This is a genomic window from Streptomyces pseudovenezuelae (assembly GCF_029892565.1).
Classification (GTDB): Bacteria; Actinomycetota; Actinomycetes; order Streptomycetales; family Streptomycetaceae; genus Streptomyces; species Streptomyces pseudovenezuelae_A.
Genome location: NZ_JARXVH010000017.1, coordinates 150,344 through 174,112 on the forward strand (window position 1 = coordinate 150,344; position 23,769 = coordinate 174,112).

Below are 23,769 nucleotides of genomic sequence, written 5' to 3' on the forward strand. Positions count from 1 at the left end.
TAGGGGCTGGTGCAGCGCGGCGAGTGCGGGTTCGTCGTGGCTGGTCGCGCAGTTCCCCGCGCCCCTAAGAACGAGGGCGTTCGCGTAACCGGCCCCGTGTGGCACAGCCCGTCGGAGGAAGTTCGTGCGCCGTCGCCTTATCCAGTCCACCCTGGCCGTCGTGCTGGTGGTGATCGCCGTGTTCGGGGTGTCTCTCGTCATCGTCGAGACCCGGACCATCAGCAACAGCGCGCAGGAGCGGGTCAGTTCCGAGGCGCAGCGGCTGGCCAGCATCGTGGACAGCCGGCTCATCGGGGCCGGGACCGTGAACGCCGAGGTGCTGCGGAGCCAGGTGACGCAGGAGCGGTACGCCGTGATCCGGATCCCCGGTGAGCAGGTCATCGAGGTCGGCACCCGGCCCGAGGGTGAGGTCATCCGCGGGCATGCCAAGGGTGAGGAGGGCGAGACGGTCGTCGTCGAGGAGCCCCGCTCGACCGTCACCCGGGAGGTCGGCCGGACGCTGCTGATCATCGGCCTGGTCGCGCTGCTCGCGGTGATCGCCGCCGTACTGCTGGCGATCCGCCAGGCCAACCGGCTCGCCTCCCCGCTCACCGACCTCGCCGAGACCGCCGAACGTCTCGGCTCCGGCGACCCGCGTCCCCGCCACAAGCGCTACAGCGTGCCCGAGCTGGACCGGGTCGCCGACGTCCTCGACGCCTCCGCCGAGCGCATCGCCCGCATGCTCACCGCCGAGCGCAGGCTGGCCGCCGACGCCTCGCACCAGTTGCGTACGCCGCTGACGGCGCTGTCGATGCGGCTGGAGGAGATCACCCTCACCGACGACCCGGACACGGTGAAGGAGGAGGCCAACGTCGCCCTCACCCAGGTCGAGCGGCTCACGGACGTGGTGGAGCGGCTGCTGACCAACTCCCGCGACCCGCGCACCGGCAACGCCGTCTCCTTCGACCTCGACGAGGTCATCCAGCAGCAGCTCGCCGAGTGGCGCCCCGCCTACCGCAGCTCGGGCCGCGCGATCGTCAGCTCCGGCAAGCGGCATCTGCAGGCGGTGGGCACGCCGGGCGCGGTGGCGCAGGTGCTGGCGGCGCTGATCGAGAACTCGCTCATGCACGGCGGCGGCACGGTCGCGCTGCGCACCCGCGTGGTCGGCAACCAGGCCGTCGTCGAGGTGACGGACGAGGGGCCGGGGGTGCCCGCCGATCTGGGGGCGCGGATCTTCGAGCGGACCATCAGCGGCCGCAACTCCACGGGCATCGGCCTCGCGGTCGCCCGCGACCTCGCGGAGGCCGACGGGGGCCGTCTGGAGATGCTCCAGACCAAGCCCCCGGTATTCGGCCTCTTCCTCTCCCGCAACCCGCTCAAGCGCTCGCTGGAGCCGGACGAGGACGAACCGACGGTTCGCTGACCGGGGCGGGCGCAGGGGCTGGGCTCTGGCCGGAGAGGGCGTCTCAGCTGGCGCGCTGCTGGACCGGTGGCCGTACCGTGGTCTCGGCCTCCTCCAGGAACGATTCCGCGCTCGCTACGGCCTCGCGGGCCGGCAGTGCGCGGAACACCCAGGAGCGGTAGGACCAGAAACGGAACAGGGTCGCGATGCCGATGCCGAGGAACTTGAAGATGTTGCTCTGCAGCGGGCTGTCCCAGCCGAAGCCGTACGTCGCCGCGTACAGCACGCCGTTCTCGATCACCAGGCCGACCGCGCTGAACAGCAGGAACAGCGTCAGTTCCTTCGTCCGCCCGCCCTTGTCGCGGTCGCGGTAGGTGAAATAGCGGAAGCCGATGTAGTTGAAGACGATCGCCACGACCGTCGCTATGACGCTCGCGCGGACCACCTGGAGATCGGTGGAGTGCCGCATGAGGTTGAACACGCCGAGGTTGACGAGAAGCCCCGCGCCGCCCACCGCGCCGAACTTGGCGGCCTCGTGTACGAGCCTTCGCAGCCCGGAGGAACCACGTCCCATGGTCGTGCAGGCCCCCGTCCGGTCGGTTTCGTCAACTCAGCCATGCTAACCACCACCCGTTCGTAATCTCCTGTGTACGAGCTCACAGCTGGGGAACAGCTCGGGAAGAACTGCGGAAAAGCGGGGGAAAAGCCGGGTAAGAGCCGATGTGGAGCCGGAGAGAACGGCCGGAAATCGGCGGCGCCGGTCCGGCCGATACCCTGGGGGTGTGACGTTCCCGGTAGTCGGCATGGTCGGCGGGGGCCAGCTCGCTCGTATGACACACGAGGCAGGCATCCCGCTCGGCATCAGGTTCAAGCTCCTCAGTGACACCCCTCAGGATTCCGCGGCGCAGGTCGTCAGCGATGTCGTCATCGGCGACCATCGCGACCTCGACACGCTGCGTGACTTCGCGCGGGGCTGCGATGTGATCACCTTCGATCACGAACACGTACCCGTCGAGCATCTACGGGCCCTGGAGGCGGACGGCATCCCCGTGCGCCCCGGCCCCGACGCGCTCATGCACGCCCAGGACAAGGGCGTGATGCGGGCGCGGCTCGACGCGATCGGGGTGCCGTGCCCGCGGCACCGGATCGTGCGCGACCCGGCGGACGTGGCCGCGTTCGCGGCGGAAGGCGTGCCCGAGGGCGCGGAGGGCGACGGTTTCCCGGTCGTCCTCAAGACCGTCCGCGGCGGCTACGACGGCAAGGGCGTCTGGGTCGTCGACTCCGTGACGGAGGCCGAGGCCCCGTTCCGCGCGGGCGTGCCCGTCCTCGCCGAGGAGAAGGTCGACTACGTCCGCGAGCTCGCCGCCAACGTCGTCCGCTCTCCGCACGGCCAGGCCGTCGCCTACCCGGTCGTCGAGTCCCAGCAGGTGGACGGCGTCTGCGACACGGTCATCGCGCCCGCCCCCGACCTCGACGAGTCCCTCGCCCTGAAGGCCGAGGAACTGGCCCTGCGCATCGCCAAGGAACTGGATGTCGTCGGCCACCTCGCCGTCGAGCTGTTCCAGACCCACGACGGCCGCATCCTCGTCAACGAACTGGCCATGCGCCCGCACAACTCGGGCCACTGGACCCAGGACGGCGCGATCACCAGCCAGTTCGCCAACCACGTCCGCGCGGTCCTCGACCTCCCCCTCGGCGACCCGCGCCCGCGCGCGAGGTGGACCGTCATGGTCAACGTCCTCGGCGGCGACTACCCGGACATGTACTCCGCGTACCTGCACTGCATGGCCCGCGATCCCAAGCTCAAGATCCACATGTACGGCAAGGACGTGAAGCCCGGCCGCAAGGTCGGTCACGTCAACACCTACGGCGACGACCTGGACGAGGTGCTGGAGCGCGCCCGTCACGCCGCCGGTTATCTGAAAGGCACGATCACCGAATGAGTTCCGTCGCAGGTCCTGTCGTGGGAATCGTCATGGGGTCGGACTCCGACTGGCCCGTCATGGAGGCCGCCGCCAAGGCCCTCGACGAGTTCGAGATCGGGTACGAGGTCGACGTCCTCTCCGCGCACCGCATGCCGCGCGAGATGATCACGTACGGCGAGCGGGCCGACGGCCGCGGCCTCAAGGTGATCATCGCGGGCGCGGGCGGCGCCGCCCACCTGCCCGGCATGCTCGCCTCCGTCACCCCCCTGCCGGTGATCGGCGTCCCCGTCCCCCTGAAGTACCTGGACGGCATGGACTCCCTGCTCTCCATCGTGCAGATGCCGGCCGGCGTCCCCGTCGCCACCGTCTCGGTCGCCGGCGCCCGCAACGCCGGCCTCCTCGCCGCCCGCATCCTCGCCACCCACGACGAGGAACTCCTCACCCGCATGCGGGACTTCCAGCAGGAACTGAACGACCAGGCCACCGAGAAGGGCAAACGCCTGCGCGCCAAGGTCGACGGCGGCGGCAACGGCGGCTTCGGTTTCGGGAAGTGACGGCCATGACATCGCTCGATGAAGCCCGGGCCCTGCTCGCCGAGTTCCCGGTCGTCGACGGGCACAACGACCTGCCCTGGGCGCTGCGCAAGCAGGTCGGTTACGACCTGAACTCCCGTGACATCGCCGCGCACCAGAACGCCCATCTGCACACCGACCTGCCGCGGCTGCGCGAGGGCGGGGTCGGGGCGCAGTACTGGTCGGTGTACGTCCCCTCCGACCAGCCCGAGCCGGTCGCGGCGACGCTGGAACAGATCGACTGCGTACGGCAGTTGCTGGCCCGCTACCCGGCCGACCTGGCGCCCGCGCTGACCGCGGCGGACATGGAGGCGGCGCGCGGGGAGGGTCGTATCGCCTCGTTGATGGGTGCGGAGGGCGGGCATTCCATCGCCAACTCCCTCGGCACGCTGCGGGGGTTGTACGCCCTCGGTGTGCGCTACATGACGCTCACCCACAACGGCAACGTGCCGTGGGCGGACTCGGCGACCGACGAGCCCGGTGTCGACGGGCTGTCGGAGTTCGGCCGTGAGGTCGTGCGGGAGATGAACCGCGAGGGCATGCTCGTCGACCTCTCGCACGTGGCGGCGACGACGATGCGGGACGCGCTCGACACGTCGACGGCGCCGGTGATCTTCTCCCACTCCTCCTCGCGGGCCGTCTGCGACCACCCGCGCAACATCCCGGACGACGTCCTCGAGCGGCTGCCCGCGAACGGTGGCGTGGCGATGGTGACGTTCGTGCCGAAGTTCGTGCTCCAGGCGGCCGTGGACTGGACGGCCGCCGCCGACGAGAACCTGCGCGCCCACGGACTGCACCACCTCGACACCAGCCCCGAGGCGATGAAGCTCCACCGCGCCTTCGAGGAGCGCACCCCCCGCCCGGTCGCCACGGTCTCGACGGTCGCCGACCACCTCGACCACATGCGCGAGGTCGCGGGCGTCGACCACCTCGGCATCGGCGGCGACTACGACGGCACCGCCTTCACCCCCGACGGTCTGAACGACGTCTCCGGCTACCCCAACCTCATCGCCGAACTCCTCGACCGCGGCTGGTCGAAGCCCGATCTGGCCAAGGTGACCTGGCAGAACGCCGTACGGGTGCTGGGCGCCGCCGAGGACGTGTCCCGCGACCTCCGGGCGACGCGCGCCCCGTCCAACGCCACGATCGAGTCGCTCGACGGCTGAGCGGACGCGGTGGCGGCCGGTACCGGAGTGCGGGGCGCCGAACGGGTTCCCCGCACTCGGCGGCGTTTCATGCCGCGGGCTGGGCGGCCTTCCAAGCGCGGTAGTGGCGGGTCGGGTCGTCGGTGAACGAGGTGTGGCGGGGGGTCCAGCCCAGGAGGCGGTGGGCCTTGGCGCTGGTGACCAACTCGTCCTGGTCGGCGGCCAGTTGCAGCATGCCGCCCGCCTCCGCGCTCTCCAGGGCTATCTCGCCGGTGTGGCCGGCGGCCCGTACGGCGGTGCGCTGCATGTCCAGGGCGGTCAGCCGCTGGTCGTCGGCGACGACGAAGGTCTCTCCGTCCACGGCGGCCGGGTTGTCGAGGATGCGGGCGTAGGCGTCGGCGAGGTCGTCGACGTGGATCCAGCTCCAGCGCTTGGCGGTGTCGCCGTAGAAGACGGGGCTGCCCGCCTCGGCGGCGGCGAACCACTGGCCGGTCATGGAGGTGCTCGCGGGGCCGCCGTACATGAACCCGGGGCGGACCAGGGTGTGGGCGAGGCCGGAGGCGGCCAGCTCCTTCTCCAGCGCGAAGCGGAAGCCGATCGGGCTCTCGGGGTTGCCGGGGGTGTTCTCGTCCATGAGGGGCAGACCGGTGCGGCCGTAGGAGGAGATGCCGGTGGTGAAGACCAGGTGGCGGTGGCGGCCGTCGCGCTCCTGGGCGGCGAGCAGTTCGGCGAAGAGGCGTTGGTCGCCGCCGACGGGGTCGCTCATGTCCATCAGCAGGTGGACGACCGCGTCGGTGCCGTCGAGGTGGTCGCGCCAGGTGTCCGGCTTGGTGAAGTCGCCCTCGACGGCGGTGACTTCGTCCGCGGTGAGCGCGTGGGCCGCGGGGGCGGAGGTGTCGCGGGCCAGGCCCAGGACGGTGTGTCCGGCGCGGGCGAGGGCGGCCGAGACACGGCGGCCCGCGTAGCCGGTGGCGCCGATGACGAGGATCTGCATGAGAGTGCTCCGTGTGCTGTGTCGTGCCGCGCATCACGCGCATCATCGAAGGCCTGTCCCGCCACGACCTGGTGCGCAAGGAGCGCCATGGCCTGGACGCACGTGGCAGCGAAGCCGTCCTCACCGATGCCGGACTGCGAGCCATGCACGCGGCTCAGCCCGCCCACCTCGCCAGCGTCCGGCGCCGGGTCCTCGACCACATCCCGGCCGACCTCCTGCCGGGCATCGCCGAAACCCTGGCCAGGCTCGCCGGCGGAGGCACCGATGCGGATCGGTGAGCCGGCGCGGCGGACCGGCGTGAGTGAGCGGTCGTTGCGGTGCTACGAGGCTCAGGGGCTGGTCGCGGCCGGGCTGCACAGCGGCCGTGTCGGGCAGGTGCCGCCCTGTATGCGGGACGCGGACGGCGGGCCGTCGGCGGCGGCCACGCCGATGCTGGTCGCCCACCTCGCCGCGGAGCGCGAGCGCAGCGACCGGACCGTCGCCGACCTGCGGCGTTCCCGGGAGACGCCGGACGAGGTCATCGACGCGGCCCGGGGTCGCTGAACCGGCCGACCCCCGAACGCCCCACCCACCAGGAAGGCTTCCGGCCCCCGTGCGACGGTGACCGTACCCCCACCGGGACTTTCACGACGTACGGAGCCCGCCATGGCAGACCTCCAGGACGAACTGCACCCCACCACCGAGGTGGGCGCGCTCGACGACCTCCCGGACCCCTTCGAGCCCGGCGAGCCGTACACCCCCGTCTCCGATCCGGACACCGCGCCCCTGGAGCGCGCCCGCGCGATCCTCGCCGCCCACCCCGTCGCCGACGGCTACAGCGGACTGCCGTGGGCGCTGCGGCACCTGCCCTGGTTCGACCTGGAGCTCGGCGAGAGCGCCGTCGACACGGACGTGCCACGGCTGCGCGAGGGACACGTCGGCGCGCTGTTCTGGTCCCTGCACCTGCCCGAGGGCCTGGCCGGGGACCGGGCGGTCGGCGCCACCCTGGAGCAGCTGGACCTGGTGAAGACCGTCGTGCACGGTCACCCCGAGGGCCTGCGCCTGGCCGGCACCGCCGGGGAGACCGTCGACGCCCGGCACTGCGGTCGCGTCGCCGTGCTGCTCGGGCCCGCCGGTGCCTCGGCCCTCGGTGACTCCCTCGGCATCCTGCGCGCCCTGCACGCCCTCGGCCTGCGCGTCCTCACCCTCTCCGGCGCGTCCTGGGCCAGCGAGGCGGGGCTGACCCGGTTCGGCGAGGAGGTGGTGCGGGAGATGAACCGGCTCGGTGTGCTCGCCGACGTCTCCGGCGCCTCCGAGGAGACCGCCCGCCGCGCCTTCGCCGTCTCCAAGGCGCCGGTCCTGTGCACCCGCTCCGCCGCCCGCGCCCTGCGCCCGCACCCGTCCAACCTCCCCGACGGCCTGCTCGCCGCGCTGGGCGCCGCCAAGGGCCTCTGCATGGTGCCGCTCACCGCCGAGCAGACCGGACCGTCCGTCCGTGACGTGGCCGACCACCTCGACCACGTGCGCGAGGTCGCGGGGCCGGAGTGCGTCGCCCTGTCCGGCACCTACGACGCCGGCACCGCGCACCCGCAGGATCTCGGCGACGCCTCCTGCTACCCGTACCTCATCGCCGAACTCCTGCACCGCGGCTGGTCCGAGTCCGACATCGCCCTGCTCACCTGGGGCAACGTCCAACGCGTCCTGCGCGGCGCCGACTTCACCGCCCGCGCGGCCCAGCAGCGCCGGGAGCCGTCGACGGCGAAGATCGCCGAGCTGGACGGCTAGAGCGTCTCGGCGGGTCGCGGGTGCTCGATCCGGCAGAGGCAGAACGGGTGCCCGGCCGGATCGGCGTAGACCTGGAAGTCCTTCTCCGCGCGGTCCTCCAGGTCCAGCGGCCGGGCACCCAGCGCGAGCACCCGCTCGTGCGCCGCGTCGAACTCCGCCCACGTCGATCCGGCGTCGAGATCGAGGTGGAACTGCTGGCCGTTGTCGCCCTTGCGCGGCCAGGTCGGCGGTTGGTGACCGAGGTCCTGGCTGAAGGCGAGGCGCGGCACGCCGGGTGCCTCCAGGACGACCCAGTCCTCGTCCTCCACGCGGGGCGTGCCGCCCAGGATCGCCGAGTAGAACTCGGCGAGCGCGCGCGGGTCGGGGCAGTCGAGCACGACGGAACGGAAACGGGCCACGGGCATGACGGGCTCCTCCTGGTTCGACGGACGGCCGGTTCAGCGGCCTTGGTTCAGCCTGCGCAGAGGCAGAACGGGTGCCCCGCCGGATCCGCGTACACACGGAACGTCCGCGAGCGGTCGTCGGCGTCCAGCGTCTTCGCGCCGAGCGCCAGGATGCCCGCCTCGGCCGCGTCCAGGTCCTCGACGGTGAGGTCGAGGTGGAACTGCTGGGAGTGGTCGGGCGCGGGCCACTTCGGCGGTACGTGGCCCGGGGCCTCCTGGAACGACAGCGACTGCCCGTCGGGCACCTTGAGGTCCACCCAGTCCCCCTCGCCCTCGACGGTGCCGCCCAGGATCTCGGCGTAGAAACCGGCGAGCGCGCGGGGGTCGGGACAGTCCAGGACGACGGCGCCCAGCTTGGCGATGGCCATGATGACTCCTCCTAGTTACCTGTAGCGAGGTGCAATCGGTAACGGTTACTGCATGCTCTCGTACAAGAGGTAACGTCGCAAGCATGAGTGAGAGATCGGCCGCACCGGGGGAGTTGGCTCTGGTCGAGTCCCTGGTGAACACGCTGGACATCGAGTCGGGGGCCGACGCCCTCGACACCGCGGACGGCCGCGACCGCTTCGGGCTCACGGAGGACGAGGTCGCCGGGGCGCGCGAGCTGCGCGAATCCCTGCGGGCCGCGCTGCTGGCCCACGCCGGTCACTCGCCGCACGCGTCCGTCACGCCCCTCGACGACCTGCTGGCGTCGGCGCCGTTGCGGGTGACGGTCGACACGGCAGACGGCTCGGCCGGCCTCGCTCCGGCCGGCGCGGCGCGGCCCCTGCTCTCCCGGGTGGCGGCGGCGATCGCCGGTTCCCTCGTGGAGGGCACCTGGCCCCGCCTCAAGGCCTGCGAGGCCCCGACCTGCCACTGGGCGTACTACGACCGCAGCCCGGCGGGACGCGGGCGCTGGTGCTCGATGCAGGTGTGCGGGGCGCGGGCGAAGATGCGCCGGTACCGGGCCAAGTAGGTCCCGGCGCCAGGATGTCGGGGTGCCGGGCCGACCGGTTCCCCGGCTGTGGGCCGGTCCGGTGGTGCAGAATGCAGCCAGACGCCGGTTCGGCCGACTGAGCCTCGGCCGAACCGGCGTCGCCTGTCCAGCCGTCGGGCGAGGTGCCGCGGTGCGGTGTTACGCCGTCGGGCGGCCCATCGCCCGGTACGTCCAGCCCGCCTTGCGCCACAGCTCCGAGTCGAGGGCGTTGCGGCCGTCGAGGACCAGCCGGTGCGAGGCGACCGCGCCGAGTGCGGCCGGGTCCAGGTCGCGGAACTCCTGCCACTCGGTCAGGTGGAGTACGACATCGGCGCCGCGGACGGCGTCCAGGGCCGTGTCGGCGTAGCCCAGGGTCGGGAAGAGCCGGCGGGCGTTGTTCATGCCCTTGGGGTCGTACACCGTGACCTGGCCGCCCTGGAGGTGGATCTGGCCGGCGACGTTCAGTGCGGGGGAGTCCCGGACGTCGTCCGAGTCGGGCTTGAAGGCGGCGCCGAGGACCGCGACCCGCTTGCCGAGGAAGGAACCGCCCCCGAGCGCCTCCCGGGTCAGCTCCACCATGCGGCCGCGCTGGCGCATGTTGATCGAGTCGATCTCGCGCAGGAAGGTCAGCGCCTGGTCCGCGCCCAGCTCGCCGGCCCGGGCCATGAACGCCCGGATGTCCTTGGGCAGACAGCCGCCGCCGAAGCCGATGCCGGCCCGCAGGAACTTCTTCCCGATCCGGTCGTCGTAGCCGATCGCCTCGGCGAGCTTGGCGACATCGCCGTCGGCGGCCTCGCAGACCTCCGCCATCGCGTTGATGAAGGAGATCTTGGTGGCGAGGAAGGAGTTCGCGGAGGTCTTCACCAGCTCGGCGGTGGGGAAGTCGGTGACCACGAACGGCGTCGCGTCGGAGACCGGCGTCGCGTACACCTCGCGCAGCAGCTTCTCCGCCCGCTCGCTGCGCACGCCGACCACGATCCGGTCGGGGTGCAGGGTGTCCTGGACGGCGTATCCCTCGCGCAGGAACTCGGGGTTCCAGGCCAGCTCGGCGTCCGCGCCCGCCGGTGCGTTCGCGGCGAGGTAGGCGGCGAGCCGGTCGGCCGAGCCGACGGGCACGGTCGACTTGCCGACGACCAGGGCGGGTCCTGTGAGGTGCGGGGCGAGAGAGGCGATCGCGGCATCGACGTACGACATGTCGGCGGCGTACTCGCCGTGCCGCTGCGGGGTGTTCACGCACACGAAGTGCACGTCACCGAAGGCCGCCACCTCCGCGAAGTCCATGGTGAAGCGCAGCCGCCCGCTGGATCCCTCGATGCCGGCGACGTGCTTGCGCAGCAGCTCTTCGAGACCCGGCTCGTACATCGGGACCTCGCCCCGCTTGAGCATCTCGATCTTCTCGGGCACGACGTCCAGCCCCAGCACCTCGAAACCGAGCTCGGCCATGGCCGCGGCGTGTGTGGCGCCGAGATAGCCGGTGCCGATCACGGTGATCTTGAGGCTCATGGGGGCTCCCGAGGGGTACGGCTGCTGCTGCGGTGCCCGAGCATAACCGGGGCGTGGAAAGGGCCTTCCACGGGCACCTTTCCCTCTGTCGCCAAGCTCACGTATCACTCCCGTGGGCGGGCCCCTAAAATTTGAGTTACTTAACGGTAATTAGCGCCGTCACCACAGTGCGTCAGAAGCGTCCTTGGAGCGTGAGAGACCTTGGCCGGATCGGCTGATTTCGACCTGTACCGCCCGTCCGAGGAGCACGACATGCTCCGCGACGCGATCCGTTCACTGGCCGAGGCGAAGATCGCGCCGTACGCCGCCGCGGTGGACGAGGAGGCCCGCTTCCCGCAGGAGGCGCACGACGCCCTCGTGGCGAACGACCTGCACGCGGTGCACGTCCCCGAGGAGTACGGCGGCGGGGGAGCCGACGCGCTCGCCACGGTCATCGTGATCGAGGAGGTGGCCCGCGTCTGCGCGTCCTCCTCGCTGATCCCCGCGGTGAACAAGCTCGGCTCGCTGCCGGTGATCCTCTCCGGCTCCGAGGACCTGAAGAAGAAGTACATGACCCCGCTCGCCAAGGGCGACGGCATGTTCTCCTACGCCCTGTCCGAGCCGGACGCCGGTTCCGACGCGGCCGGCATGAAGACGAAGGCGGTCCGCGACGGCGACCACTACGTCCTCAACGGCGTCAAGCGCTGGATCACCAACGCGGGCGTCAGCGAGTACTACACGGTGATGGCCGTGACGGACCCCGAGAAGCGCTCGAAGGGCATCTCGGCCTTCGTCGTGGAGAAGTCCGACGAGGGCGTCTCCTTCGGCGCCCCCGAGAAGAAGCTCGGCATCAAGGGCTCCCCGACCCGCGAGGTCTACCTCGACAACGTCCGCATCCCCGCCGACCGCATGATCGGCGAGGAGGGCACGGGCTTCGCGACGGCGATGAAGACCCTGGACCACACCCGCATCACCATCGCGGCCCAGGCCCTCGGCATCGCCCAGGGTGCCCTCGACTACGCCAAGGGCTATGTCCAGGAGCGCAAGCAGTTCGGCAAGGCGATCGCCGACTTCCAGGGCATCCAGTTCATGCTCGCCGACATGGCGATGAAGATCTCGGCCGCCCGCGCCCTCACCTACCAGGCCGCCGCCGCCTCGCAGCGCGGTGACGCCGACCTGACCTACCTGGGCGCCGCCGCGAAGTGCTTCGCGTCGGACGCGGCGATGGAGGTCACGACGGACGCGGTCCAGCTGCTCGGCGGGTACGGGTACACGCGGGACTACCCGGTGGAGCGCATGATGCGCGACGCGAAGATCACGCAGATCTACGAGGGCACCAACCAGGTCCAGCGCATCGTCATGGCGCGGAACCTTCCGTAACAGCCCTTTCTGTAACAGAAAAGTCCGTAACTGACCGTTCTGTAACAGACCCACCGGCCCCCGAAGTCGCTTCGGGGGCCGGTGGGCAGTCGTCAGTCGGCCAGGCCCTCCGCCGCCCGCTTCTCCCGCAGCTCCATGATCGCCCGCCGGCGTGCCAGGCGGTGCGTGCGGCGGATCTGGGCCTCCTGGTTGCGCCGCTCGTCGCGCTCGGTCTCCGGGATCACCTGCGGCACCGGACGCGGCTTGCCGTCCGCGTCCACGGCCGCGAAGACCAGGTAGGCCGAGCCGACCTGGGTGGCCGGGGTCGACTCGTTCCAGCGCTCGGCCAGGACCCGCACGCCGACCTCCATGGAGGTCCGGCCGGTCCAGTTGACCTGCGCCTTCACATGGACCAGGTCGCCGACGCGGACCGGCTCCAGGAACGCCATCTCGTCCATGGACGCGGTGACCGCGGGCCCGCCGCTGTGCCGGCCGGCCACGGCGCCCGCCGCGTCGTCGACCAGCTTCATGATCACGCCGCCGTGCACGGTGCCCAACAGGTTGGTGTCGCTGTTGGTCATGATGTGGCTCAGCGTGGTCCGGGACGCCGACGTGGGCTTGCCGGGGATGTCCGGGGTATCCGGGGTGTCCCGGCTGTCCGACTCCGCTGCGAGGGCCTGATCTGTCATGGCCTCCACCTTATGCCGCGGTGACATCCGGGGACTTTGTGTCGGGTTGGCAACAGCAGTGCCCTGATTTTCCGACGACCCTTGTAAAGGACATGGCCGCGCCCTGCACACTGGGCCCCATGAACGATTGGCCCGAGGAATGGTCCGACAACAACCGCGGCGGCGGGTACGGACGAGGCAGCGGCAGCGCACAGCCCGACCCTGCACGCGTCATGCGGCAGGTTCGTCGGCCCGCCTCGGGCGCGTACGGGGGCTCCGGCCCGTCCGCACCGCCCTACGGCAACGGAGTTCCGCAGCAGCAGGGATACGGCGGTCAGGGGTACGACGACGGCCAGGGGTACGCCGGCTACGGCCAGGGCGCGGCCGGTGACGGCTACAACACCGGCCAGGTCTACGGTTCGCCGGGCGGCGGGGGCCACGGCGGCGACGGCTACCAGGGCGAGGGGCGACCCCGGCCGAACTGGCGGCGCCGCATCAAGTGGATGGCGATCACGCTGGTCACCGTGCTGGTGGTGACGTCGGTCGCGACCTACTTCTGGGCCGACTCCAAGCTCAACCGTGACGTCGACCTGTCCAAGGTCATCGACCGTCCCGAGGCGGGCGACGGCACGAACTACCTGATCGTCGGCTCCGACAGCCGCGCCGGCCTGTCCGACGCGCAGAAGAAGGACCTGCACACCGGCTCGGCCGAGGGCAAGCGCACCGACTCGATGATGATCCTGCACGTCGGCGACAGCGGCGACACCCTGATCTCGCTGCCGCGCGACTCGGACGTCGAGATCCCGTCGTACAAGGGCTCGACCTCCGGCAAGACCTACGCGGCCACCGGTCGGCACACCAAGCTGAACGCGGCCTACGCCGAGGACGGCCCGACCCTGCTGGTACGCGCCGTCGAGTTCAACATGGGTCTGCACATCGACCACTACGTCGAGATCGGCTTCGCCGGTTTCGCGAACATCGTGGACTCGGTCGGCGGCGTGACCATCGACATCGACCAGGCCTTCAAGGACAAGTACTCGGGCGCCGACTTCAAGGCCGGCAAGCAGAAGCTGAACGGCGAGCAGGCCCTGGCCTTCGTCCGTACCCGGCACGCCTTCGCCGCCTCGGACCTGCAGCGCACCAAGAACCAGCAGAAGTTCCTGTCCGCCCTGGCCCACCAGGTGGCGACCCCGTCGACGATCCTCAACCCCTTCAAGCTCTACCCGACCCTCGGCGCGGGCCTTGACTCGCTGAGCGTCGACAAGGACATGAGCCTGTGGGACCTGGCGTCCATGTTCTTCGCGATGAAGGGCGTCAGCGGCGGCGACGGCACTTCCATGAACATGCCGATCTCGGGTTCCAGCGGCGGCAACCTCCTCTGGGACAAGGCGAAGGTCAAGACGCTGGTGAACGAGTTGAACAACGACCAGAAGGTCACGGTGTCGAGTGACTGACACCGGCAACGGCAGACCGCCCTTCGGGGCGGTTCTGTGCGATGTGGACAACGTGATCCGGTCCTTCGACTCCGGGCGCCTGGAGGCGCTGGAGCGGGTGGCCGGGATCGCCGAGGGCACCACCAAGAAGGTGGCGTTCGCGCTGGACGCGTATCTGCCGTTGCTGCTGGGTGAGATCACCTCGCAGGAGTGGGCGGAGGCGATCGCGGCGGACCTCGCCGATCTGGTGCCCGAGCCGCACACGGCGTTCGACCTGGCCCGCGCCCTGCTCGAGTCGCCCTTCCACGCGGACGACGAGGTGGTGGGCCTGCTGCGCCGGGCCCGCGTCCGGGTCCCGCTGGTCCTGGTCTCCAACGCGGCCCTGGAGCTGGAGTCCGACCTGGACTCGATGGGCCTGAGCGACCTCGCCGACCACGTCGTCAACAGCGCGCGGGTGGGCCTGGCCAAGCCCGACCCGCGCATCTACCGTCTCGCCGCCGACCTGGCCGGCGTCGGCCCCGACCGCTGTCTCTTCGTCGACGACGGCGAGGAGAACGTGACCGCGGCCGCCGCCCTCGGCATGCACACCGTCCACTTCCGCGAACCGGCGGACCTGGAGCGGGCGTTGGAGCCCCTGTTCAGGTGATCACCGGGGCCGGTCACGGGCACACCACCTGGTCGCCCGTCACCACCCCGGACTCGCCCTGGTACGGATCGTCCGCGCGCACCTTGCGCACCTGACGGAAGTCCGCGCCCGCGATCACCTTCAGCGTCGGCCCCAGGCCCTTGACCGGCCGTAGCTCGCTGCCCGGCAGCGCGGCGGCCAGCGACTTCGCCGAGCGGTCCCAGCGGGGGTCGTAGGCCACCACCGTGCGCTTCACGGTCCGGTCGGCCGCGTTCGCCGGCGCCCGGGTGGTACGGAAGCCCGTGCCGGCCAGCGCCGAGTCCACGCGCTTGCCGAGGCCCGCCGTGGGCGTCCCGTTCTCGACCTGGACCCGGATCTGCTGCGGGGCCACATCCACCCGGACCGCCTTGCTGACCGGCCGGTGCGCGGTGAGCGGCTTGTCGTCGTTCAGGGCGCGGAAGAGGCGGCCCGCCTTGGCGGTGTCCCACTTCAGGGTCGAGCCGACGCCCTTGACGGCGTATCCCATCCGGCCGATGGGGACCGTCGTGAACTCCGAGGAGGAGGGGGAGAAGTCGCGCATCGCCCGGCCGAGGTCGAGCAGTTCGTCGGTGCCGAAGCCCTTGTCCGCGCGGACCGAGCCGAGCACGGCCCGGGTCACGTCGCGGAACTTCATCGGGTTGAGCAGGATCCCGGAGGACGTGGCCCGGTCGATGAGAGCCGCCAGGAAGCGCTGCTGACGCTTCATCCGGCTGAGGTCGGAGGCGCCGTCGACGTGCCGGGCGCGGACGTACTGGAGGGCCTGGCCGCCCATCAGGGTGTGGCTGCCGGCCGGGAGGTTCAGGCCGGTGTAGGTGTCCTTGAGGGGGGCGGCCGTGCAGACCTTCACCCCGCCGAGCACGTCCACCGTCTTCATGAAGCTGGTGAAGTCGACCTCCAGATAGTGGTCGACCTTCACATGGGTCATGTCCTCGACGGTGCGCACGGTGAGGTTCGGGCCGCCCTCCGCGTAGGCCGCGTTGAGCTTGATGGGGTGGCCCCTGTGGTGGTGTCCGGTGGTCTCGTCGACGTGCGGGGGCGTCATGGCGTACGAGTCGCGCGGCAGGCTGACCACGCTGGCCCGCTCCCGGTCCTCGGAGATGTGCACGATCATGATCGTGTCGGTGCAGTGGCAGGGCGCGCCGCCCAGGCGGTAGCGGCGCCGCTCCTTCTCGCTGATCTTGTCGCGGCCGTCCGTGCCGACCAGCAGGACGTTCATGCCGTGGCCCGCGCGCGGGCGGTTCTTCATGTCCTTGAAGGGGTCGACGCGGGCGATGTCCGCGTCCAGGCTGGTGACCACCGCGTGCCCGATGCCGGCCGAGGCGAGGACGACGACGGACAGTGTCGTCACCGCCCGCATGGCCCAGCGCGGCTTCTTGCGCCGTACGGGGGGCCTGGGCGAGCGCCCCTGTGGCGCTCGGGGCGGCTGGGGGCGGCGCTTGGGGCGGGCGGGGGCGGCGGACCGTGGCGGCGTGGGCAAGGGGGACACCTCCGGGCGACGGCCGTACGTGGGATCCGTGAGCACCGTAGGTCCATACGATCTGTGGCCCGGTCCGCCGCCCCGGTGGGGCGCGAACGTGTCCCCCGTTCGCGGTAACGTGAGCACCGATGAACGCCAATTCCGACGTGCGACTCCCCGCCGTATCTGTGATCATGCCCGTCCTCGACGAGGAGCGGCATCTGCGCGGAGCCGTCCAAGCGATCCTCGCGCAGGAGTACGACGGCGAGATGGAGGTCGTGATCGCCATCGGTCCCTCGTCGGACCGTACGGACGAGATCGCGGCCGAGCTCGTGGCAGAGACCGCGTCCTCCGCAAACAAGCGCGTACACACCGTCCCGAACCCGACCGGCCGCACCCCCGCGGCCCTCAACGCCGCGATCAAGGCCTCCCGCCATCCGATCGTCGTCCGCGTCGACGGCCACGGCATGCTCTCGCCGAACTACATCGCCACCGCCGTACGGCTCCTGGAGGAGACCGGCGCGCAGAACGTCGGCGGCATCATGCACGCCGAGGGCGAGAACGACTGGGAGCACGCCGTCGCCGCCGCGATGACGTCGAAGATCGGCGTGGGCAACGCCGTCTTCCACACGGGCGGCGCCGCCGGGGAGGCCGAGACGGTCTACCTCGGGGTGTTCCGGCGCGAGGCGCTGGAGCAACAGGGCGGCTACAACGAGGAGTTCATCCGCGCCCAGGACTGGGAGCTGAACTTCCGCATCCGCGAGGCGGGGGGCCTGATCTGGTTCTCGCCGGAGCTGAAGGTGTCGTACCGCCCGAGGCCGACCGTGAGGGCGCTGGCCAAGCAGTACAAGGACTACGGCCGCTGGCGGCACGTCGTCGCCCGCTTCCACGAGGGCTCCATCAACCTGCGCTACCTCGCCCCGCCGACGGCCCTGCTCGCCATCGCGGCCGGCATCGTGGTCGGCGCGGCCCTGACGCCCTGGGGCCTCGTGGTCCCCGCCGGCTATCTCGCGGCGATCGCGCTGGGCTCGCTCCCGGCGGGCAAGGGCCTGCCGCTGAAGGCACGCCTGCAGATCCCCGTCGCCCTCGCCACCATGCACATGTGCTGGGGCTGGGGCTTCCTGACCAGCCCCAAGTCACTGGCCAGGAAGGTCATCGCGTCCCGCCGCCCGGCGGTGCTCACCGCGAGCTGAGCGGTGCCGGGCAGCGATCGACCCGGCACGCTGTCACCGCGGACCGGTTGCTTGTCGGTGGGCCGCCGCCGTGTCGGCTGCCTGCCGTGGGGCCGGCGCCGTGTCAGCCGCCCGGTGGTGAGCTACCGCCGCGTCGGCCGCTATCGCCGCGCGCGCCGTTCGGCCCGTGCGCGGCGGTACTGCCGGGACAGCACCCGCAGCGAGGCGGTCGGCGACGGTCCCGCCGCGCGGTGCAGCAGCTCGCCTCCCGCGCGGCGTACGGCGGCGAGGCGGAGGTCCTGGACGGCGATCAGGGCGTCGAGGAACGGGCGGTACTCGGGCGCGACGAGCTCGGGCAGCCCCCGGCCCTCCGCGAGCGCGGCCTCGGCACGGTCGGCCTGCGCCTGGATCAGGCCGTCCAACGCGGGCACGCACTCCTGCGACTTGCTCAGCAGATCCCCGAACTTCAGCCCGTGCAGGGCCAGTTCGTCCCGGGGTATGCCGATCCGGCCGCAGCCCGCGTCCTCGGAGAGGTCGGCCAGGAAATCGGTGCGCTGCATTCCTTCGATCAGGGCCCGGCACCCGGCGACGAACGGCTCGTCCGCCCCGACGTCGGGATCGGGCGCGATCAGCGACGCGGTGAGCATCAGGGCGGGCAGCGCGTAACTGTCCACGTACGCCTGGAAGTCGGCCTCCGTCTCGAAGCCGGTCCAACTGGCCTCCACGGGCGCGCCGTCGAGGAAGGCCCGCACCCGCGCGGCCAGGTACGGGTGATGGTGGACGGCGTCCCGGAGCGCCAAGAAGGTGCCGTTCTCGGGTAGTTCGTCGCCGTCGAGGGCCGCTGTGGTCTCGGCCTCCCAGGCGCGCAGGGCCGTATGGCGGTCGCGCACGGCACCGGTGTCGATCAGCTCGTCGGTCGCGTGCATGTAGGACACCGCGGCGACCACCGGCGGATGAAGGCGCGCCGGCAGCAGGAGCCGGGTCGCGACGTACTCGTGCAGCGCGAACCGGCGGACCAGCGTGCGCTGGGCGTCGTAGGTTCTGCGCAGACGCGGATCGGTGATTCCCGCCTGAGTCAGGGCGGTGGACCAACGGATCACGACTCTCCCGTCGAGCTGCGTTTGATTAGGACCAGGTGTAGTCCGGGTCGACATGCATACAGGCCTTGCTGTCCGCGCCGTTGAGAGCGCTCGCCGAGGCCGGTGTGGTGTCGTCCTCGGCGGTGTACTTCGCCCCCGAGCGCCAGTCCACGCCGACCACCAGTGTGACACCGGAAACGGCCGTGGACCTCTTCACCGAACTCACCGGAATCCCGAGCGACTTGGCGACCCGCTGGGCGTCGGCCTGGAGATCGGCCGACGGGTAGCGGACGACCGTCTCGGCCTGGCTGAGCAGTGCCGAGGAGTCCGCGACCGCCTTGTCGAAGCCCTTGCCGACGAGGAGTTGGGCGACCGCGCCGGCCCGCCCGGTCACCGCCGACTCCCCGTCGGACCTGGTCCCGTTCTGCACCGTCACAGCGATCTCGTCGTCTGCCGCTGCCTTGTCGGTCGTCCTGGTCGCCGTGCTGGTCTTCTTCTTGTCCTTGCCGTCCAGCGCGATGTCCTCGCGGACCAGCCGCCACAGCTTCTCCGCGTCGGTGGCCTTGGGCAGCACCCGGTTGCCGTCGGCGGAGTACACCCACGGCATCGTCGTCATCGTGATGCGCGCGGTGGGCACCTTCTTCAGCTCCGTGGACACGTCGTAGAGCTTCGCCACCGTGCCGAGCCCGTCGTCCACCGTCAGCGCCTTCGTGGCCGTCTCGGCCAGCTTGCGCAGCTTGCCGGGGTTGCTCAGGGTGGTGTTGGCGCGCAGCCGGCGGACCATCGAGTTCATGTACATGTGCTGGGCCTTGGTGCGCGCGATGTCGCTGCCGTCCTCGAACCCGTAGCGCGTACGCAGCCATTGGAGGGCCTGCTCGCCCTTGATGGACGTGGTCCCCTTCTCCAGCTTCAGGCCCGAGCCGTGGCCCGAGGAGGTGTGGGAGTAGATGTTGGCGTCGACGCAGACCGGGACGCCGCCGATGGCGTCCGCCATGGAGACCACGCCGGAGAAGTCGACCATCATGAAGTGGTCGATGTGGATGTCGGTCAGCTTCTCCCAGGTGGCCACCGCGCAGCCCGGGCCACCGCGTTCCAGGGTGGTGTTGGTCATCGCCGAGGTGCTCGCCGGGTACACCTTGCCGGTGTCGGGGTCCGTGCACTCGGGGATGTCGACCAGGGTGTCGCGGGGCATGCTGACGACCGACATGTTCGTGCGGTCGGCGGAGACGTGCAGCAGCATCTGGACGTCCGCGCGCGGGGCGGTGTTGTACGTGTCCTTGGCGCCGCCGAGCTTCTGGTTCTCCGCCGAGTCCCGCGCGTCCGAGCCGATCAGCAGGATGTTCAGCGGCGTCTGCCCGGCCGCGTTCGCCTTCGACTCGGCCGCCCGGTCCTTGGAGTCGCCGATGTTGAGGGCGTCCTTCTCGATGTTGGCGTTGAGGTGGCGGTAGTAGAGGTAACCGGCGCCGGCCGTGCCCACCGTCACCAGCGCGGTGACGGTCGCCGTCCAGCGCAGGATCCGCCGTCCACGACGTTTTCGGTCACCCCTTGGACCACGTCCGCGCCGCCCGCCGGCCTGCGGTGTCAGAGACATGGTGTCCTCGACCGCCGGAACCTTGGCGCGCACGCTGTTCTGCGTCAACTCAGTGCCCTCCCACCCCTGCGCCTGACGGCGGCCGACCGAGCGGGCTCATCATTCTGTAGGGAGTTAGGAGTTCGCTGTGGGTCCTGAAGGGGAAGCGCGGGCTGTCAGCTCAGGACCCTGCGGGTCCGCGGCTCAGGACCATGTGAACCCGGGGTTGACGTGCATGCACGCCTCCTCGTCCGCCCCGTTGAGCGCCTCGGCCGTCTTCGGTGTCCTGTCGTCCTGCTTGGGCGCCTTGTACGCCCTGCCCTCGCGCCAGTCGGCGCCCACGACGAGCGTGACCCCGGAGACGTCCGTCGACTTCTTCACCGAACTCAGCGGAATCCCGAGGGACTTGGCGACCGCCTGGGCGTCGCCCTCCAGGTCGGCGCTCGGGTAGCGGACGACCGTGCGGGCCTTGCTCAGGATCGTGCCCTGGTCGGCGGCGGCCTTGGTGTAGCCCTTCTCCGCCAGCAGCCCGGCGACCGTACCCGCCCGCCCGGAGGCAGCCCCGAGGGTGTCGGTGCGGGTGCCGTTCTGCACCCGGACGCCGATCGCGCCGGGAGCGGCCGCGGGGTCGTCCGAGGTCCGGTCCTCCGCCGTCTTCTTCTTGTCCTTGCCGTCCAGCGCGATGTCCTCGCGCACCAGCCGGAACAGCTGGTCGGCGTCGTCGGTGGGCTCGACGCGCGCGCCGACGTAACGATTCGGCATGGTCGTCATGGTGATCCGCTTCGGCGCGACCTTCCGCAGCTCGTTGCTGAGGTCGTAGAGCTTCTTGACGGTGTCCAGGCCCGGGTCGACGGTGAGGGCGGCGGTGGCCTTCTCGGCGAGGGTGCGCAGCTTGCCCGGGTTGCCGAGCGTGGCGTTCTCGCGCAGTTCGCGGACCATCGAGTTCATGTACATGTGCTGGGCCTTGGCGCGGGCGAGGTCGCTGCCGTCCTCGAAGCCGTACCGCGTGCGCAGCCACCGCAGCGCCTTCTCGCCCTTGATGGACGTGGTGCCCTTCTTCAGCTTCAGCCCGGAGCCGTGGCCCGAGCTGTCGCGGGAGTAGATGTTGGCGTCCACGCAGACCGGGACGCCGCCTATCGCGTCGGCCATGGACACCACGCCGGAGAAGTCGACCATCATGAAGTGGTCGATGTGCACACCGGTCAGCTTCTCCCAGGTGGCCACCGTGCAGCCCGGACCACCGCGCCCGAGGCTCTGGTTGGTCATCACCCGCCCGTCGCTCGCCGAGTACACCTCGCCGCCGTCGGGGTCGGTGCACTTCGGTATGCGCACGAGGGTGTCGCGGGGCATGCTGACGACCGACATGTTGGACCGGTCGGCGGACAGGTGGACCAGCATCTGGACGTCGGCGAGCGGGGTGGAGCCGAAGGTCTCCCGGGCGCCGCCGAGTTCCTGGTTCTCCTTGGTGTCCCGCGCGTCCGAGCCGATGATCAGCAGGTTCAGCGGGGTCTGCCCGGCCGCGTTCGGCGTGGGCGCGGCGACCTTGTTGTCGCCGAGGTTCAGGTCGTCCTTCTTGATGTTGGCGTTGAGGTGCTCGTAGTAGAGGTAACCGGCCCCGGCCGTGCCGACCATGAGCACGGCGAGCGTGAGCCCGAACCATTTCAACAGCCGGAATCGCCGCGGCGCCGTGCCGCCCCCGCCGTGCCGCCCGTAGCCTTCGGCGGCGCCGGTGCCGTCACCGGCACCGTCCCCCGCGGCGGCAGAATCGGCCTCCCGCACAGTCCCCTGCGTCACTTACCCGTCCTCCCACCGGCCCCCCGTACGTTCTGGAGACATACGAAGGGCCCGTGAGGTTGCGCTGATCCGCGTTACCGCCCGGTTAACCGGCGCACTGGACCTTGTCGGCCGTGGACTTGTCGACGTCGACGCTCGCCGCGGCGGAGGAGTTGAGCTTGATGCCGGCGCCCTTGAAGTCCTTGCCGAGGGTGAGCGTCATGGCGGGCACGCCCTGGGAGTTGGTGACGCTCTCGCCGGGCTTCATGGCGGAGCCGGACAGGCCGAGGATGGCGGCCAGTCGGCGGGCCTGGTCGGCCTGGGCGGGGGCGTATTCGAGGGTCGTCCTCGCCAGTGCGGCGTCCGCGTTGCCGGCGTTCTCGGACTTGGCGACGCCCTCGTCGTTCTGCAGGTAGCTCAGCTCGGCCTGCGCACTTCCGGCCGCGGCACCGCCGTTGAGGATGCGCACCCGGACCTCGGAGGCGGCCGACTTGGTGCCCTTGAGCCGGGCGGCCACGGCGGCGGCTTCCTTCTTCTTCTGCTGCTTGACCGCGGTGAGCGAGACGTCGTTCTGGATCATGTCGAAGAGCTGGGGCCCGGTCGACTCGTTGACGACGACCGTCGCCTTGATCGTCTCGGCCGGGTTGTCCAGCACCGGCACCGTCGTGAAGGAGATGTTCTTCGTCGGCACCTTCTTCAGCTCCAGGGCCATGTCCTTGAGCGTGCCGACCTTGCCGATGGCGCTGTCCACGGTGAGCGCCTTGGTGGCGGCCTCGGCCAGCTTCAGCAGCTTGGTGGGGCTGGTGAGCGTGTCGCCGGAGGACATCTTGCGCATCAGCGAACCGAGGAACTGCTGCTGCACCTTGATGCGGTCGAGGTCGCCCTCGTTGCCGAAGCTGTGCCGGGTGCGCACGAAGGCGAGGGCCTGCTCGCCCTCGACCTTGGACTCGCCCGCGGGCAGGTCGAGCTTGGACTGCTTGTCCTTGACGGCGTGCTCCAGGCAGACCGTGACGCCGTCCACCGCCGTCGTCAGCGTCTTGACCGCGTTGAAGTCGGCCATCATGAAGTGGTCGACCGAGATCCCCGTGGTCTCCTTCACCGTGCGCATGGTGCAGCCCGGGTCCCGGCCGCTCTCGCCCAGGCTCCGGTTGAAGCGGACGTCCTGCTGCCCCGCGACGACCTTCTCGGTGCCGTCGGCCTGCTTGGTCGGGCAGTCGGGGATGTCGACGATCAGGTCACGCGGGATGCTCAACGCGGTCGCGTTCGTACGGTCCTTGGAGACGTGCAGCAGGATGTTGGTGTCGGCGTGGCCGACGCTGCCCTGGTCGCCGTAGCCCTCGTTGCCGTCGCCGGTGCGCTTGTCCGTACCGATGATCAGGATGTTGAAGGCCTCGTCCTTGCTGAAGCCGCTCTTGCCCGCGTCGCCGATGTCGGTCGTCGCCACGTTGCCTTCGAGGTGCTTGAGGTAGAAGTAGGCGCCTCCCGCGGTGGCGACCAGGACGAACGCCATGGTGCCGCCGGTCCACAGCAGGACCTTCTTCGCCCGCGAGGCCTTCGGCTTCCTCGGCACCGGGCGCCGACCGCGCCGGCCCGCGCTCGTCCCCGGGGGCGGCGTATGGCCCGTGCCCCGCGGGGCGGGGTCACGGGGTGCGGGATCCCGGGGGGCCGGTCTGCGCGGGCCCGGGACCGCCGACGGAGGCGCGGACGGCGTCAGGCGCAGCTCGTAGTCGCCGGTGGTCGGGTTGAGCACCCACTGATCTGCGGGGTCGATGCCGTCCGCACGGCCACGGCCTTGCACGTCCACGGTGTATGAGTCCTCCGTCAGGCGCGGCGCTGGATCGCCCACACTAACCGCACAGCTCCGCCTCAGGTGTCGCCACCGGGCAAACCTGCCCCCCTACAAGTGGTCATTCCCTCTCAATCTCGAACGCGGA

Annotated in this window: 23 protein-coding genes; 12 read left to right on the forward strand and 11 right to left on the reverse strand. The window is 70.8% G+C overall.

All coding sequences use genetic code 11. The features are described 5' to 3' along the window. Positions 1–124 precede the first annotated feature (124 nt). A complete protein-coding gene (locus M2283_RS39640; protein WP_280881376.1) occupies positions 125–1,402 on the forward strand; it encodes an ATP-binding protein in 1,278 nt (425 codons plus the stop codon). A 43-nt stretch (positions 1,403–1,445) separates the two neighbouring features. Here the strand turns inward: M2283_RS39640 and M2283_RS39645 are convergent, their stop codons facing one another. Next, positions 1,446–1,955 carry a GtrA family protein gene (locus M2283_RS39645; protein WP_280881377.1) on the reverse strand — a complete coding sequence of 170 codons (510 nt, stop codon included), beginning with the start codon at positions 1,953–1,955 and terminating at the stop codon, positions 1,446–1,448. A gap of 208 nt (positions 1,956–2,163) precedes the next feature. On the opposite strand from M2283_RS39645, the gene M2283_RS39650 reads away from it, so the two are divergent. Genes M2283_RS39650 through M2283_RS39660 form a run of 3 tightly spaced genes read left to right on the forward strand, consistent with a single transcriptional unit; the run spans position 2,164 to position 5,044 of the window. Further along, entirely contained in the window at positions 2,164–3,324 is a 1,161-nt protein-coding gene (locus tag M2283_RS39650) for a 5-(carboxyamino)imidazole ribonucleotide synthase (protein WP_432423189.1), read from the forward strand. Continuing rightward, a complete protein-coding gene (gene purE / locus M2283_RS39655) occupies positions 3,321–3,860 on the forward strand; it encodes a 5-(carboxyamino)imidazole ribonucleotide mutase (protein ID WP_280881379.1) in 540 nt (179 codons plus the stop codon). Before M2283_RS39650 ends, purE begins: the two co-directional genes overlap by 4 nt. A gap of 5 nt (positions 3,861–3,865) precedes the next feature. Further along, the gene (locus M2283_RS39660) at positions 3,866–5,044 is read left to right on the forward strand and encodes a dipeptidase (RefSeq protein WP_280881380.1); all 1,179 of its coding nucleotides are present in this window, start codon (positions 3,866–3,868) and stop codon (positions 5,042–5,044) included. Positions 5,045–5,111: 67 nt separating this feature from the next. Here the strand turns inward: M2283_RS39660 and M2283_RS39665 are convergent, their stop codons facing one another. Then, positions 5,112–6,017, reverse strand: a complete 906-nt coding sequence (locus M2283_RS39665) for an NAD-dependent epimerase/dehydratase family protein (protein WP_280881381.1) — start codon at positions 6,015–6,017, stop codon at positions 5,112–5,114. Positions 6,018–6,040: 23 nt separating this feature from the next. On the opposite strand from M2283_RS39665, the gene M2283_RS39670 reads away from it, so the two are divergent. From M2283_RS39670 to M2283_RS39680, 3 genes are all read left to right on the forward strand, one after another. Then, positions 6,041–6,295, forward strand: coding sequence for a hypothetical protein (locus M2283_RS39670; RefSeq protein ID WP_280881382.1), 255 nt, complete (start codon positions 6,041–6,043; stop codon positions 6,293–6,295). Next, positions 6,282–6,560 carry a MerR family transcriptional regulator gene (locus tag M2283_RS39675; RefSeq protein WP_280881383.1) on the forward strand — a complete coding sequence of 93 codons (279 nt, stop codon included), beginning with the start codon at positions 6,282–6,284 and terminating at the stop codon, positions 6,558–6,560. Before M2283_RS39670 ends, M2283_RS39675 begins: the two co-directional genes overlap by 14 nt. 102 nt (positions 6,561–6,662) lie before the next feature. Further along, complete coding sequence (locus tag M2283_RS39680) at positions 6,663–7,781, forward strand: dipeptidase (protein ID WP_280881384.1); 1,119 nt, start codon at positions 6,663–6,665, stop codon at positions 7,779–7,781. Here M2283_RS39680 and M2283_RS39685 read toward each other — a convergent pair. Both M2283_RS39685 and M2283_RS39690 read right to left on the reverse strand, forming a co-directional pair. Then, the gene (locus tag M2283_RS39685) at positions 7,778–8,185 is read right to left on the reverse strand and encodes a VOC family protein (protein ID WP_280881385.1); all 408 of its coding nucleotides are present in this window, start codon (positions 8,183–8,185) and stop codon (positions 7,778–7,780) included. The two genes, M2283_RS39680 and M2283_RS39685, sit on opposite strands and share 4 nt — an antisense overlap. Positions 8,186–8,232: 47 nt before the next feature. Continuing rightward, positions 8,233–8,592, reverse strand: coding sequence for a VOC family protein (locus M2283_RS39690; protein WP_280881386.1), 360 nt, complete (start codon positions 8,590–8,592; stop codon positions 8,233–8,235). Between the two features lie 83 nt (positions 8,593–8,675). On the opposite strand from M2283_RS39690, the gene M2283_RS39695 reads away from it, so the two are divergent. After that, positions 8,676–9,179, forward strand: a complete 504-nt coding sequence (locus M2283_RS39695; RefSeq protein ID WP_280881387.1) for a CGNR zinc finger domain-containing protein — start codon at positions 8,676–8,678, stop codon at positions 9,177–9,179. Positions 9,180–9,338: 159 nt separating this feature from the next. Here the strand turns inward: M2283_RS39695 and M2283_RS39700 are convergent, their stop codons facing one another. Continuing rightward, positions 9,339–10,682, reverse strand: coding sequence for a UDP-glucose dehydrogenase family protein (locus M2283_RS39700; protein ID WP_280881388.1), 1,344 nt, complete (start codon positions 10,680–10,682; stop codon positions 9,339–9,341). A gap of 201 nt (positions 10,683–10,883) precedes the next feature. Here M2283_RS39700 and M2283_RS39705 point away from each other — a divergent pair, with 201 nt between their 5' ends. Then, positions 10,884–12,041, forward strand: coding sequence for an acyl-CoA dehydrogenase family protein (locus M2283_RS39705; protein WP_280881389.1), 1,158 nt, complete (start codon positions 10,884–10,886; stop codon positions 12,039–12,041). Between the two features lie 92 nt (positions 12,042–12,133). Here M2283_RS39705 and M2283_RS39710 read toward each other — a convergent pair whose 3' ends face one another. Then, positions 12,134–12,709: an acyl-CoA thioesterase gene (locus tag M2283_RS39710; protein WP_280881390.1), complete on the reverse strand. Its 576-nt coding sequence runs from the start codon at positions 12,707–12,709 to the stop codon at positions 12,134–12,136. A gap of 119 nt (positions 12,710–12,828) precedes the next feature. Between M2283_RS39710 and M2283_RS39715 the strand changes: the two genes are divergently transcribed. Together M2283_RS39715 and M2283_RS39720 are read left to right on the forward strand one after the other, a co-directional pair. After that, entirely contained in the window at positions 12,829–14,142 is a 1,314-nt protein-coding gene (locus M2283_RS39715; RefSeq protein WP_280881391.1) for an LCP family protein, read from the forward strand. Beyond that, entirely contained in the window at positions 14,135–14,767 is a 633-nt protein-coding gene (locus M2283_RS39720) for an HAD family hydrolase (protein ID WP_280881392.1), read from the forward strand. The genes M2283_RS39715 and M2283_RS39720 overlap by 8 nt, the downstream gene beginning before the upstream one ends. Positions 14,768–14,780: 13 nt before the next feature. Here the strand turns inward: M2283_RS39720 and M2283_RS39725 are convergent, their stop codons facing one another. Next, complete coding sequence (locus tag M2283_RS39725) at positions 14,781–16,142, reverse strand: LCP family protein (protein WP_280881429.1); 1,362 nt, start codon at positions 16,140–16,142, stop codon at positions 14,781–14,783. 248 nt (positions 16,143–16,390) lie between these two features. Between M2283_RS39725 and M2283_RS39730 the strand changes: the two genes are divergently transcribed. Then, entirely contained in the window at positions 16,391–17,434 is a 1,044-nt protein-coding gene (locus M2283_RS39730) for a glycosyltransferase family 2 protein (RefSeq protein ID WP_280881393.1), read from the forward strand. Positions 17,435–17,574: 140 nt separating this feature from the next. Here M2283_RS39730 and M2283_RS39735 read toward each other — a convergent pair whose 3' ends face one another. From M2283_RS39735 to M2283_RS39750, 4 genes are all read right to left on the reverse strand, one after another. Then, the gene (locus tag M2283_RS39735) at positions 17,575–18,513 is read right to left on the reverse strand and encodes a squalene/phytoene synthase family protein (RefSeq protein WP_280881394.1); all 939 of its coding nucleotides are present in this window, start codon (positions 18,511–18,513) and stop codon (positions 17,575–17,577) included. Between the two features lie 25 nt (positions 18,514–18,538). Then, positions 18,539–20,083, reverse strand: a complete 1,545-nt coding sequence (locus tag M2283_RS39740) for an LCP family protein (protein ID WP_280881430.1) — start codon at positions 20,081–20,083, stop codon at positions 18,539–18,541. Between the two features lie 183 nt (positions 20,084–20,266). Next, positions 20,267–21,841 (reverse strand): LCP family protein, encoded by a 1,575-nt coding sequence (locus M2283_RS39745; RefSeq protein ID WP_432423190.1) that lies wholly within the window; start codon positions 21,839–21,841, stop codon positions 20,267–20,269. Positions 21,842–21,941: 100 nt separating this feature from the next. After that, a complete protein-coding gene (locus M2283_RS39750) occupies positions 21,942–23,639 on the reverse strand; it encodes an LCP family protein (RefSeq protein ID WP_280881396.1) in 1,698 nt (565 codons plus the stop codon). Positions 23,640–23,769 lie beyond the last annotated feature (130 nt).